A 13,445-nucleotide genomic window follows, 5' to 3' on the forward strand; every position below is an offset into this window, starting at 1 on the left:
CCCTGTAGGAGCGGCCTTGTGCCGCGAACGAGGGCCAGAGGCCCTCGCCTTCCTTGTATCAGTCTTCCAGCAGCTCTTCGGCAGTACCGAGGATGTTCTCCAGGGTGAAGCCGAACTCTTCGAACAGTGCCGAAGCCGGCGCCGACTCACCGTAGGTGGTCATGCCGATGATACGACCTTCCAGGCCGACGTACTTGTACCAGAAGTCGGCGTGAGCGGCTTCGATGGCGATACGCGCACCCACTTCCAGCGGCAGCACGGACTGCTTGTAGGCAGCGTCCTGGGCATCGAACACGCTGGTGCACGGCATGGAAACCACGCGCACCTTGCGGCCTTGTTCGGTCAGCTTGGCGTGCGCCTGAACAGCCAGGCCCACTTCGGAACCGGTGGCGATCAGGATCAGCTCAGGCTCGCCGGCGCAGTCCTTGAGCACGTAGCCGCCGCGGCTGATGTCGGCGATCTGCTGGGCGTCGCGGTCCTGGTGCTGCAGGTTCTGGCGCGAGAAGATCAGCGCCGAAGGGCCGTCCTTGCGCTCCAGAGCGCTTTTCCAGGACACGGCGGATTCCACCGCGTCGGCTGGGCGCCAGGTGTCCAGGTTCGGCGTGCTGCGCAGGCTGGTCAGCTGCTCGATCGGCTGGTGAGTCGGGCCGTCTTCGCCCAGGCCGATGGAGTCGTGGGTGTAGACGTGGATCACGCGCTGCTTCATCAGTGCCGACATGCGCACGGCGTTGCGGGCGTATTCCATGAACATCAGGAAGGTCGCGCCGTAAGGTACCAGGCCACCGTGCAGGGCAACGCCGTTCATGATGGCGGTCATGCCGAACTCGCGAACACCGTAGAACACGTAGTTGCCGCTGGCGTCGTTGGCTTCGACACCCTTGCAACCCTTCCACAGGGTCAGGTTGGAACCGGCCAGGTCGGCCGAACCGCCGAGGAACTCCGGCAGCAGCGGACCGAAGGCGTTCAGGGCGTTCTGGCTGGCCTTGCGGCTGGCGATGGTTTCGCCCTTGGCGGCCACTTCGTTGATGTAGGCCTGGGCTTTCTCGCTGAAATCGGCAGGCAGGTCACCGGCGGCTCGGCGCTTGAACTCGGCAGCCAGCTCCGGGTAGGCCTTGGCGTAGGCGTCGAAGCGCTGGTTCCATTCGGCTTCGGCCTTGGCACCGGCAGCCTTGGCGTCCCACTCGGCGTAGATCTCGGCCGGGATTTCGAACGGGCCGTGGTTCCAGTTCAGTTCCTTGCGAGCCAGGGCAATTTCGTCGTTGCCCAGCGGTGCGCCGTGGCAGTCTTCCTTGCCCTGCTTGTTTGGCGAGCCGAAACCAATGATGGTCTTGCAGCAGATCAGGGTCGGGCGATCGCTCTTGCGGGCGGTCTCGATGGCGGTCTTGATCTCGTCGGCGTCATGGCCGTCGACGTTGCGGATCACCTGCCAGTTGTACGCTTCGAAGCGCGCCGGGGTGTTGTCGGTGAACCAGCCGTGCACTTCGCCGTCGATGGAAATGCCGTTGTCGTCGTAGAAGGCGATCAGCTTGTTCAGGCCCAGGGTGCCGGCCAGCGAGGCGACTTCGTGGGAGATACCTTCCATCATGCAGCCGTCGCCGAGGAACACGTAGGTGTTGTGGTCGACGATGTTGTGGCCGTCACGGTTGAACTGGGCAGCGAGCACTTTTTCGGCCAGGGCGAAGCCCACGGCGTTGGCGATACCCTGGCCGAGCGGGCCGGTGGTGGTCTCGACGCCTGGGGTGTAGCCGTATTCCGGGTGGCCCGGGGTGCGGCTGTGCAGCTGGCGGAAGCCTTTGATGTCATCGATGGTGACGTCGTAGCCGGTCAAGTGCAGCAGCGAGTAGATCAGCATCGAACCGTGGCCGTTGGACAGTACGAAGCGGTCACGGTCGGCGAAACTCGGGTTGCTCGGGTTGTGCTTCAGATAGTCGCGCCAAAGCACTTCGGCGATATCCGCCATGCCCATGGGGGCACCTGGGTGGCCGCTGTTGGCCTTTTGCACGGCATCCATGCTGAGGGCACGAATGGCGTTGGCACGTTCACGACGGCTGGGCATCGCTGATCTCCTGGGGGGCTTGAATAGGTGGTGTCACGAAAAAAGGCGGCCATTTTCGCCCACTGGGGGGGCTTGGGGCAATGACGTATGGTCGCAGTCGGGGGATTTTCCTGCGATTGGCATTCAACTCGGGGTAAAAACGGGAGAACCACCCCACTCATCACTCAATATCAAAACTTTTTGATATTGCCCTTGCTAGGGCAACGATGCCTGTCTAGACTGCCGCACCATGAACCTCCGTGCGCAATCGATCCCCGAGCAACGCGAAGCATTGGCTGCCCTGTGCAAAGCCAGTGGCGACGAGCTGCGCCTGAACGTATTGCGCGCCTTGGCCAACGACTCGTTCGGCGTGCTGGAGCTGGCGCAGATCTTCGACGTGGGCCAGTCGGGCATGAGCCACCACCTTAAAGTGCTGGCCCAGGCCGAGCTGGTGGCGACCCGCCGCGAGGGCAATGCCATCTTCTACCGCCGCGCCCTGCCCGACAGCTTGCGCCTGGGAGGTCGACTGCACGCGGCGCTGCTCGAAGAGGTGGACGACCTGACTCTTCCGCCTGACGTGCAGGCGCGCATTGCCCAGGTGCAGCAACGCCGCGCAGCCACCAGCCAGGACTTCTTCCTGCGCGTGGAAGAGAAGTTCCGCGCCCAGCAAGACCTGATCGCCGGCCTGCCGCAGTACCGCGAAAGCCTGCTGGCGCTGCTCGACAAACTGAATTTCGACCCGGCCGCCAGCGCCCTGGAGGTCGGCCCCGGTGACGGTGGCTTCCTGCCCGACCTGGCCCGGCGCTTCGCCCAGGTCACCGCCCTGGACAACAGCCCGACCATGCTCGAACTGGCGCGCCAGGTGTGCCAGCGCGAAGGGCTCGACAACGTGAACCTGCAGTTGGCCGATGCACTGGGTGCAACGGATGTGGCCGCCGACTGCGTTGTGCTGAACATGGTGCTGCACCATTTCAGCGACCCGGCCCTGGCCTTGCGCCAGCTGGCCAAACGGGTGAAGGCAGGCGGCAGCCTGCTGGTAACCGAACTGTGCAGCCATGACCAGGGGTGGGCGCGCGAAGCCTGCGGCGACCTGTGGCTTGGCTTCGAACAGGACGACCTGGCCCGTTGGGCCAACGACGCCGGGCTGGCCCCCGGGGACAGCCTGTACGTGGGCTTGCGTAACGGTTTCCAGATCCAGGTCCGCCATTTCCAGCGGACGGCTGGCGACATACACCATCGGTAAATTTCAGGAACCTTCGAGATGAGCGAATACTCCCTTTTCACCTCCGAGTCCGTGTCCGAAGGGCATCCGGACAAGATCGCCGACCAGATTTCGGACGCCGTCCTTGATGCCATCATCGCCCAGGACAAATACGCCCGCGTAGCCTGCGAAACCCTGGTCAAGACCGGCGTCGCCATCATCGCCGGCGAAGTCACCACCTCCGCCTGGGTCGACCTGGAAGAGCTGGTGCGCAAGGTCATCATCGACATCGGCTACAACAGCTCCGACGTCGGTTTCGACGGCGCCACCTGCGCCGTGATGAACATCATCGGCAAACAGTCGGTGGACATCGCCCAGGGCGTCGACCGTTCCCGCCCGGAAGACCAGGGCGCCGGTGACCAGGGCCTGATGTTCGGCTACGCCAGCAACGAAACCGATGTGCTGATGCCGGCACCGATCTGCTTCTCGCACCGTCTGGTCGAGCGCCAGGCCGAGGCGCGCAAATCGAAACTGCTGCCATGGCTGCGTCCGGACGCCAAGTCGCAGGTCACCTGCCGTTACGAAAATGGCAAGGTGGTCGGCATCGACGCCGTGGTGCTGTCGACCCAGCACAACCCTGAGGTTTCGCAGAAAGACCTGCAGGAAGCCGTGATGGAGCTGATCGTCAAGCACACCCTGCCTGCCGAACTGCTGCACAAGGGTACCCAGTACCACATCAACCCGACCGGCAACTTCATCATCGGTGGCCCGGTGGGTGACTGCGGCCTGACCGGGCGCAAGATCATCGTCGACTCCTACGGCGGCATGGCCCGCCATGGTGGTGGCGCGTTCTCCGGCAAGGACCCATCCAAGGTCGACCGTTCCGCCGCCTACGCCGGCCGCTACGTGGCCAAGAACATCGTCGCCGCCGGCCTGGCCGAGCGTTGCGAGATCCAGGTGTCGTACGCCATCGGCGTGGCCCAGCCGACCTCCATCTCGATCAACACCTTCGGTACCGGCAAGGTCTCCGACGACAAGATCATCCAGCTGGTGCGCGAGTGCTTCGACCTGCGTCCTTACGCCATCACCACCATGCTCGACCTGCTGCACCCGATGTACCAGGAAACCGCTGCCTACGGTCACTTCGGCCGTACCCCGCAGCAGAAGACGGTCGGCGACGACACCTTCACCACCTTCACCTGGGAGCGTACCGACCGCGCCCAGTCGCTGCGTGACGCTGCCGGCCTGTAAGTTTCCTACAGCGCCAGGCGAAAGCCCCTGCCGAGCAATCGGCGGGGGCTTTTTTGTGACATATGGGCTGACAAACGCTGCATGGCGACGCGCACGCTACCTGCCTAGGCTGAGGGCTCCCACCTGCCATGCAAGGATGCTGGCCATGCCGCTCATGCTGCTGTTCGCCCTGATGTTGACGTTGAATGCTCCCCTTGTCCGTGCCGCCACATGCCCCACCTGGAACCCGCAACAAGTCGAGGCTGAAGTGAGCCGACTGCGCGCCACGCTTGCCCGCTGGGACGACCATTATCATCGTCAGGGCATCGCATTGGTGGCCGATGAAATATACGACCAGAGCCGCCAGCACCTGGCGCACCTGCAGCAATACTTTGGCATCACGACTACCCCGTCCCCGCTGGCCAGCGCTGGCGGGCCAATTCCGCATCCGGTGCCGCACACCGGCGTCGACAAGCTGGCCGACCGTCAGGCTGTAGAACGCTGGCTGGCCGGCAAGGCAGATGTTTGGGTGCAACCAAAGGTCGATGGCGTAGCAGTCTCCCTCATCTACCGACAGGGCCGGCTGGTGCAGTTGATCAGCCGGGGGGACGGCGTGCAGGGGCAGGACTGGAGCCGCCACATCCCCCTGCTCGACGCAATCAACCGGCAGCTGCCCCAGGCCATTGACCTGCAACTCCAGGGCGAACTGTACCTGCGCCTGGACGCGCATGTGCAAGCCCGGGCAGGCAGCGCCAACGCCCGAGGGACGGTAGCCGGGCTGCTGGCTCGCAAGCAGCTGGGTCGTGAGAAAGGTGAGCGCATCGGCCTGTTCGTGTGGGACTGGCCGCAAGGCCCCGAACAGCAAGCCGAACGCCTCGCGAAGCTGGCGGAACTGGGCTTTGCGCACAGCCAGGATTACAGCGTCGCCATAGAAACAGCGGACGATGCAGCGCACTGGCGTGAGTACTGGTACCGCTCACCCCTGCCTTTCGCCACCGATGGCGTGGTGTTGCGCCTAGGCGTCCGGCCTCCGTCCGAGCGCTGGCAGGCCAAGGCGCCCTACTGGATCGCGGCGTGGAAGCACCCGTACACGCAGGCCTTGGCCGAAGTGCGCGACGTACGCTTCCGCGTCGGCCGTACCGGCAGGGTTACGCCAGTCTTGCATATACTGCCGGTTACCCTGGATGACCGGCGAATCACCCACGTGAGCCTGGGATCGCTGGCACGTTGGCTCAAGCTCGACATCCGCCCCGGTGACCAGGTGGCCGTCAGCCTTGCCGGGCTGACCATCCCACGCCTGGAGCAAGTGGTGCACCGCGCCGCCGAGCGCCAACCGGTGATCGCACCAGCGCCCGGCCAGCATCATGCCCACAGCTGCTGGCAGATCAGCGAAGGCTGCGAAGAGCAGTTCATTGCTCGTCTCACCTGGCTCAGCGGCAAGCAGGGGCTGGCCCTGCCGCGCACCGGCCCTGGTACCTGGCGCCGACTGGTGGCTGCAGGGCTGGTGACCTCGATGACCGACTGGCTGCATCTGGATGCCGAGCGCCTGGCCCAGGTAGCGGGCATCAGTGACACAACGGCTTCGCAGTTGCTGGGCAGTTTCGACCAAGCCCGATCACGGCCTTTTGCGCAATGGCTTCGCGGACTCGGCGCGCCTACACCCACCGGCATGCAGGTAACAGGCGACTGGCTGGAGCTGGCTGCCCGCACGAATCTTGAATGGCAAGCCATGCCCGGTATCGGCGAAAAGCGCGGGCAACAGCTTGCTGGATTTTTTGCAACCACCGAGGTTCAAGCCATTGCAACGCAACTGGCCACGGCAGGGATCGATGGATTCCGGATCGACAGGCAAAGCATCGAGCAATGATTATTTACCAATTTACCTGTGGGAAAATCCCGAGATTAAGCTGGAAAACCCCAACAAGGGTTTCTAAATGAGCAAAACCAAGGCAGGATTTCCCCCAACTTTTGCTGCCCCGCCCCCTCAAGGAGGCTTTTCATGAAACGTATTTCGACCCTTTTCCTGATCGCGACACTGGGCCTGGCCGCTGGTGCCGTACAAGCCGCCCAGCCGGACGCCGGCCTGACCGGTTGCGCCGCCAAGCGTAGCGCCATCGAGAACCAGTTGAAGATTGCCCGTGACCACGGCAACAACGAACAGGCCGCAGGGCTTGAAGAGGCACTGCGAGGGGTCGACAACTGCACCGATGCCAGCCTGCGCAAGGAACGTGAGCAGAAGGTGCTCGACGCCCGTCACGAAGTGGCGCAGCGGGAAAAGGACTTGAAGAAAGCCGAGAAGAAAGGCGATTCGGAGAAGATCAACAAGCGCAAGGACAAGCTGGCCGAGTCGCGCAAGGAACTGCAGGAAGCGGTGGAGGATCTGGATCGCTGAGGCCCCGACCGGGCAAACGCGATCATTGTAGGAGCGGCCTTGTGTCGCGATGGGCCGCAAAGCGGCCCCGGCGATTTGTGCATCAGCTGAAATCCTGGGGCCGCTGCGCAGCCCTATCGCGACACAAGGCCGCTCCTACACAGGGCAATGCAGTCCATCAATGATTGCGGAATTCCGTATGACAGGCCTTGCAAGCCGCTTCGACGTTGTCCATCGGCGCCTTCAACTGCGCAGCGTCCAGCGGCTGGCCGCGGGTGACATCGACCAATTCGCCAGTGACGCCTTCCAGCTGGCGGGCCAGGTCATGGAAGCGCGTCTGCCGCTCCCATACCTCAGCACGCGCACTACTGTCGCCACCATCACGCGCCTGTGGGAAGTGCTGCCAGGGCTGGTGCGAAAGGTTGTCCAGCTTCAGCGCACCGTCGGCAAACTTCACCCCGTCGAACGGCAACCGCCCACGCAACATGCCGCCCAGGTCTTCGCTGGTCTTGAGCATGTCCTTGAAGATCACCTTGCGCTTGCCCAGCGGGGAGTTCGGGTCAACCCGGTCACAACCACCCAGGGCCAGTGCTGCCAGCAGAACAACGGTCAATCGCTTCAACATCACGGTCACTTCGGCCTACGCAAATGGGCGGCCAGTATCGCTGCCCAGCGGCGAAAGACCAATAGCCACATAAAAAACAGGGGCGAATATCCGTGTTCACCCATGACAGGAACGTACTCATGAAATCTGCCCTGCGCCATCTGGCCTGGACACTCCCGGCGCTGGCCCTGCTGGCCGGCTGCAACGGTGGCGAAAGCGCCAAACCCGAGCCCCATGCCATCGCCACCTACGCCAATGCCACATGGCAGGACCTGCCTGCCGTCAACGACAGCGACCTGGTGGCTGGCTTCCAGGCCTGGCGCAACGGCTGTGAAAAGCTAAAGCGCGACACCGTCTGGGCCAGCACCTGCGAAGCAGCCGCCAGCGTGCCCGACAATGCCTTGCAGGTGCGTGCCTTCCTGCAACAGAACCTGCAGGTATACGGCCTGCGTTCGGCCGAGAATAACGCCAACGGCCTGATCACCGGTTACTACGAACCGGTCTACCCTGGCAGCCTGAGCCAATCGGCAACCAACCACGTGGCGGTCTACGGCATCCCCGACGACATGATCGTGGTCGACCTGGCCAGCGTGTACCCCGAACTCAAGGGCAAGCGCCTGCGCGGTCGCCTCGATGGCCGGGTGCTCAAGCCCTACGACACCGCCGAGGTGATCAACCGTGACGGCGTCAAGGCGCCGGTGCTGGCCTGGCTGACCGACCCGATGGACCTGCAGTTTCTGCAGATTCAGGGTTCCGGCCGGGTACAACTGGAGGACGGGCGCCAGCTGCGCCTGGGTTACGCCGACCAGAACGGCCACCCCTATCGGCCGATCGGGCGCTGGCTGGTGGAACAGGGCCAGTTGAAGAAGGAAGAAGTGAGCATGGGCGCCATTCATGCCTGGGCCCAGGCCAACCCACAACGGGTGCCGGAACTGCTCGCCAGCAACCCCAGCTACGTGTTCTTCAGCACCCGCCCGGATAGCAACGAAGGGCCACGCGGTTCGTTGAACGTACCGCTGACCGCTGGCTACAGCGTGGCCATCGACCGCAAGGTGATTCCGCTGGGCAGCTTGCTGTGGTTGTCCACCACTCGCCCGGACGGTACGCCGGTGGTACGCCCGGTGGGGGCCCAGGATACCGGCGGGGCAATTACTGGCGAGGTGCGCGCCGACCTGTTCTGGGGCACTGGGCCGGAAGCTGGAGAACTGGCCGGGAACATGAAGCAGCAGGGGCAGATCTGGATGCTGTGGCCTAAGGGCAAGCCGCTGCCCGAGGTGCCGAAAGTACCTTGATCGGCGGTGGATTCTTCGCGGGCGAGCCCGCTCCCACAGGTACACCACAGGATTCGAGGGCTGTGATGTACCTGTGGGAGCGGGCAAGCCCGCGAAGAAGGCAACCCGGTTTCAGATGGAAACCACGAAGAACGCCACGATCATCGCCATTCCGGCAAACCACACCAGCGATCGCAGCATGGCCCAGTCGGCCAGGTAACAGATGATGTACAGCAGCCGGCTGGTGATGTACATCACCCCCAGCACATCCTGGGTCACCTGCTCGGCATTGCCGACAATATCCGCCACCAGCACCGCCGCGGCAAATGCCGGGAAGGACTCGAAACTGTTCTGCTGGGCAGCATGCGCGCGCCGCGGCAGCCCGGACAGGGTATCCAGGAACGCACGCGGGTCGTGGTTGTCGCGCAGTCGGAAGCGGCCACTACCGGCCTTGGCGATCAATGCGCACAGTGGCGGCAAGAGCAGCGCGATCAGGATGCACCACAGGGCAACAGTCATGGACAGGACTCCTTGTTCAGTCTTCGGGTCAAAGCTTCATTACCAGCATGCCGGCCAACACCAGCCCGCAAGCTAGGAGTCTCGGCCCGCCAAAAGGTTCTTTCAGGTAGCGCATGCCCAGCAGCACCACCAGAATCACACTCAACTCGCGCAACGCCGCCGCTTCGGCCACCGACCCCAGGTGCATGGCCCACAGCACCAGCGCGTAACTGAGCAGTACACACAGCCCCACCGCCAGCCCCAGGCGCCACTGAAGGCGCCAGAACAAGATGAATGGCGCACGTCGGGCCACGCTGGCCAGCAACGGGAAGGGCCAGGCACTGAGCAAGGTCAGCCATACCAGGTAATCCCAAGGCTTGCCCCACAAGCGCACGGCCTGGCCGTCGAACCAGGTGTAGCAACCAATACACAGGCCAATCAGGACAACCACCGGCAGCATCGACCAGGGCAGCCGGTCACCGCCACCGCCCTGCCACAACAGGCAGGCCATGCCACAGGGGATCAGCAGGATGCCGATGATCTGCTGCTGGCTCAGCGATTCGCCGGCAAAGGCCAGGGTCAGCCCCAGCACCACCAACGGCGACAGCCCGCGCATCAGAGGATAGACCAGCCCCAGGTCGCCCACGCGGTAGGCCTGGATCAACAGGAAGCGGTACAACTGCTCGGCCAGCGCCGAAGCCAGCAGCCAGGGCCAGATGTTAGTCGGCGGTACCTCGACGAAGGGCACCGCCAGCACCGCGAAAGCCAACGCCACCGTATCCATGCTGGCGATCACCAGCAGGCGCTCGCCGCTGAATTTGATCAGGGTATTCCACGTCGCATGCAGCAGGGCAGCGACCAACACCAGGGAAGTTGCCAGCACGCGAAATCGTCCTTGCCTTCGAGTCAGATTCGTTTGCAGCACTATACATTGGGTAAAAGGTACGACTAAGGAAAAAGACTACAAACTCTATGGAAGTTTCAATACGCCTTGCAAGCCGGGGCTTACCCCAAAACGCAATACACTCAGCGCTCGCTGTGCCGCATGGAAACGCGTGATACCTCAAGGCGGCCACCCAAACGGAAACACACTCGCTTACGAAACGCGATTGACGCTTCAGGCTTTGCAGGATTAGGATCGCCGTAACGCATGGGGTTACCCGTGCCTACCTTCCGAGGCCCGCGATGCGCAAGCATGCGGGCTTTCGTGTTTCTGGGCCAAGGACACCCAGAAATCATGACGCATTATGTGGCCTACCTCGACGAATTCGGCCATGTCGGGCAATACATCTCGCGCACTCATACCCAGTTCAAGACCAGTCCAGTGTTCGGGCTGGGTGGGGTGCTACTACCTGCAGAAGAAGTACGGGAGTTCGCCATCTTCTTCTATCAGCTGAAATGCCAGTTACTTGCCTGGGATATAAACCATGAAAACCCCAGAAGCCTCCCTCCCTATCAATGGGAAAAGAAGGGCTCAAAGTTATTCACGACACGTAACGTCACACAATATCGATCGTTGAGACAGGCAACGTTTCGCCTGCTCAACCACATCAGAAAGATTGGTGGGTATGTCATTTATGCGGGTGAACATAAGACCGGCCCGGCCAGGCAGCACGACGCGACCAAGACATTCAGACGCCAACTGCTGCATGCGGTGCGAACGATCGATCGTTACTGCACGCAGTCCCGCTCAACCTTCATGCTCCTGCTGGATGAGCAGCGTGCTGGCAACGAGTGGCGTGAGCAAAATGTAGAAGCCTGCACCCTGGCAATGTTCGAGGATCCCGCAGAAAAATGTCGGAGCCTGATAGGGCCGCCGCTGCAGGGCGAAAGCCACCTCTTCCAGACCCTGCAATGCGCAGACTGGATCTGCGGCCTTGTAGGTCGTTTGATGGCAATGGCTGTCTCGCCCGAGGAATATCCCGACTGGGAGCCTTTCGACAGGTACTTCTCGACACGAATCGCCGAGGTCGCCCTACCGGGCTCCGGCTTGCAGCACCAGCCCGTCGAGCCAGAAAGCCATGAGTGCTCGACAGCAAGAACCGAAGCATGATGAAACCCGATGGAAACCTCACAACAGAAACGCGGTCTACCTGCACAGTCAAATAGTGTGTCCCGAACCCCGCGCCAGGTCATCAAAGAACTGCCCGAGCCATTCGGGTTACGACTTGGAAGCCACTGTTACAGGATTCGGGATGCTTGAACTAGTTGCCGCGTTTATCTGCCTCACCACCCTCCTTACCTATGTAAATTACCGTTTCATCGGCCTGCCCCCTGCCATCGGTGTGATGGTCACGGCGCTGCTGTTTTCCCTGATGCTGCAGGGCTTGAGCCTGATCGGCTTCCCTGGCCTGGAAGCTCGCGTCGAAGGTCTGATGAACCAGATCGACTTCAATGACCTGCTGATGCACTGGATGCTGGCGTTTTTGCTGTTCGCCGGCGCCTTGCACGTGAACCTCTCCGACCTGCGCAGCTACCGCTGGCCCATCGGCCTGCTGGCCACCGTCGGCGTACTGATTGCCACCGTCGTCATCGGCTACCTGTCGCACTGGGTGTTCGCCCTGTTCGGCTGGCAAGTGCCGCTGATCTACTGCCTGCTGTTCGGTGCGCTGATCTCGCCCACCGACCCGATCGCCGTGCTTGGCGCGCTACGTACCGCCAACGCCTCCAAACCACTGAAAACCACCATCGTCGGCGAGTCGCTGTTCAATGACGGCACCGCGGTAGTGGTGTTTACCGTGTTGCTGGGCATCATCCAGTTGGGCGAGACGCCGAGCATGACCGACACGGCGCTCCTGTTCGCCCGCGAGGCCATCGGCGGGGTGCTGTTCGGCGGCCTGATCGGCTATGCCACCTACCGCATGATCAAGAGCGTCGAGCAATACCAGGTGGAAGTGATGCTGACCCTGGCGCTGGTCATCGGCGGCTCGGCAATGTGCTACGAACTGCACGTTTCGGCGCCGATCGCCATGGTGGTGGCCGGGCTGATAATCGGCAACCTGGGGCGCAACCTGGCGATGAACGACATGACCCGTCGCTACATGGACGGCTTCTGGGAGCTGATCGACGACATGCTCAACGCCTTGCTGTTCGCGTTGATCGGCCTGGAGCTGTTGCTGCTGCCTTTCAACTGGATGCACATGGTAGCCGGCGGCGTGCTGGCGCTGGCGGTGCTACTGTCGAGGTTGCTGACCGTGGCCCCGGCGATCGTGCTGCTGCGGCGCTGGCGCCCGGTGCCCAAGGGCACGGTACGGGTGCTGACCTGGGGTGGCTTGCGCGGTGGGGTGTCGGTTGCCCTGGCACTGTCGCTGCCACTGGGCGAAGAACGTGACCTGCTGCTGTCGATCACCTACATCGTGGTGCTGTCGTCGATCCTGGTGCAGGGGTTGAGCATCGGGCGGGTGGTGCGCAAAGTCAGCGCTCAGCCTTGAGAAATTGTGCCGGCCTCTTCGCGGGTAAACCCGCCACAGGATCTGCGCTACCTTTCGGACGGTGAAAAACCTGTGGGAGCGGGTTTACCCGCGAAGAGGCCGGCACCGACAACCGAGATCTATTCGACTGCACTGTCCGGGAACTGGTCCTGGATGTACTTGATCTCGGTCCGCCCATGCGCCGCCGGCAACCCATCCTCGCCAAGGTTGACGAAAACCATCTTGTCGACCGTGAGGATGGCCTTGCGGGTGATCTTGTTGCGCACTTCGCACTTGAGGGTGATCGAGGTACGGCCGAACTCGGTGGCAGTGATGCCCAGCTCGATGATGTCGCCCTGACGCGAGGCACTGACGAAGTTGATTTCCGATATGTACTTGGTCACCACACGCTGGTTGCCCAACTGGACGATGGCGTAGATCGCCGCCTCTTCGTCGATCCAGCGCAACAGGCTGCCACCGAACAAAGTGCCGTTTGGGTTGAGGTCTTCGGGTTTAACCCACTTGCGGGTATGAAAGTTCATCTGTACTCCTGACCTGCCTGGCTAACGTGTAGCAATGATGGCAGAGCGGCCGCTGTCGCTCCATTGAACATCGACTATCGTCGCGATTAATCGACAGAAAACCTTGGGCAAGCCGGCGGGCGCGGCTATAATCTCCGCCGCTTCACATGGCCGCCCTCAGCGGCGCCATGCCCGCCACCCGTCCGAGGGGCGCTGCAGCAGGCTAGGCCTGTCAGGCTCGGATGGGGCGTTGCTCGCTCTCGCGGGCGCTTAACGCACAACGGCGCCCATTCGCACACTACGA

12 protein-coding genes and 1 riboswitch are annotated in these 13,445 nt (G+C 62.6%); of the genes, 7 read left to right on the forward strand and 5 right to left on the reverse strand.

What is annotated here, in order from left to right:
- Positions 1–58: 58 nt before the first annotated feature.
- The gene (tkt, locus tag M1D87_RS24050; RefSeq protein WP_039612474.1) at positions 59–2,056 is read right to left on the reverse strand and encodes a transketolase; all 1,998 of its coding nucleotides are present in this window, start codon (positions 2,054–2,056) and stop codon (positions 59–61) included.
- A 229-nt stretch (positions 2,057–2,285) separates the two neighbouring features.
- On the opposite strand from tkt, the gene M1D87_RS24055 reads away from it, so the two are divergent.
- The 4 genes from M1D87_RS24055 to M1D87_RS24070 all read left to right on the forward strand — a co-directional run bounded on the left by M1D87_RS24055 (position 2,286) and on the right by M1D87_RS24070 (position 6,858).
- A complete protein-coding gene (locus M1D87_RS24055) occupies positions 2,286–3,278 on the forward strand; it encodes an ArsR/SmtB family transcription factor (RefSeq protein ID WP_015272059.1) in 993 nt (330 codons plus the stop codon).
- Between the two features lie 18 nt (positions 3,279–3,296).
- Complete coding sequence (gene metK, locus M1D87_RS24060; protein WP_015272060.1) at positions 3,297–4,487, forward strand: methionine adenosyltransferase; 1,191 nt, start codon at positions 3,297–3,299, stop codon at positions 4,485–4,487.
- Positions 4,488–4,632: 145 nt separating this feature from the next.
- Entirely contained in the window at positions 4,633–6,333 is a 1,701-nt protein-coding gene (ligB, locus tag M1D87_RS24065) for an NAD-dependent DNA ligase LigB (RefSeq protein ID WP_421091504.1), read from the forward strand.
- A 132-nt stretch (positions 6,334–6,465) separates the two neighbouring features.
- On the forward strand, positions 6,466–6,858 hold the full coding sequence (locus M1D87_RS24070) for a DUF1090 domain-containing protein (RefSeq protein WP_003257749.1): 393 nt from the start codon (positions 6,466–6,468) through the stop codon (positions 6,856–6,858).
- A gap of 157 nt (positions 6,859–7,015) precedes the next feature.
- On the opposite strand, the gene M1D87_RS24075 is transcribed toward M1D87_RS24070, so the two are convergent.
- Positions 7,016–7,462, reverse strand: a complete 447-nt coding sequence (locus M1D87_RS24075) for a c-type cytochrome (RefSeq protein WP_123084778.1) — start codon at positions 7,460–7,462, stop codon at positions 7,016–7,018.
- 119 nt (positions 7,463–7,581) lie between these two features.
- On the opposite strand from M1D87_RS24075, the gene mltA reads away from it, so the two are divergent.
- A complete protein-coding gene (mltA, locus tag M1D87_RS24080; protein ID WP_039612478.1) occupies positions 7,582–8,733 on the forward strand; it encodes a murein transglycosylase A in 1,152 nt (383 codons plus the stop codon).
- Positions 8,734–8,844: 111 nt separating this feature from the next.
- Here mltA and M1D87_RS24085 read toward each other — a convergent pair whose 3' ends face one another.
- Positions 8,845–9,231: an MAPEG family protein gene (locus tag M1D87_RS24085; protein ID WP_123084779.1), complete on the reverse strand. Its 387-nt coding sequence runs from the start codon at positions 9,229–9,231 to the stop codon at positions 8,845–8,847.
- Positions 9,232–9,259: 28 nt separating this feature from the next.
- Positions 9,260–10,093 (reverse strand): EamA family transporter, encoded by an 834-nt coding sequence (locus M1D87_RS24090; protein WP_123084780.1) that lies wholly within the window; start codon positions 10,091–10,093, stop codon positions 9,260–9,262.
- A gap of 354 nt (positions 10,094–10,447) precedes the next feature.
- Between M1D87_RS24090 and M1D87_RS24095 the strand changes: the two genes are divergently transcribed.
- Positions 10,448–11,263 carry a DUF3800 domain-containing protein gene (locus M1D87_RS24095; protein ID WP_421091505.1) on the forward strand — a complete coding sequence of 272 codons (816 nt, stop codon included), beginning with the start codon at positions 10,448–10,450 and terminating at the stop codon, positions 11,261–11,263.
- Between the two features lie 142 nt (positions 11,264–11,405).
- Positions 11,406–12,641, forward strand: a complete 1,236-nt coding sequence (locus tag M1D87_RS24100) for a cation:proton antiporter (protein ID WP_003257756.1) — start codon at positions 11,406–11,408, stop codon at positions 12,639–12,641.
- Positions 12,642–12,760: 119 nt separating this feature from the next.
- On the opposite strand, the gene M1D87_RS24105 is transcribed toward M1D87_RS24100, so the two are convergent.
- A complete protein-coding gene (locus M1D87_RS24105) occupies positions 12,761–13,162 on the reverse strand; it encodes an acyl-CoA thioesterase (RefSeq protein WP_003257757.1) in 402 nt (133 codons plus the stop codon).
- Positions 13,163–13,340: 178 nt separating this feature from the next.
- Positions 13,341–13,437, forward strand: a riboswitch (S-adenosyl-L-homocysteine riboswitch).
- Positions 13,438–13,445 lie beyond the last annotated feature (8 nt).

This window comes from Pseudomonas sp. SA233 (assembly GCF_054792385.1).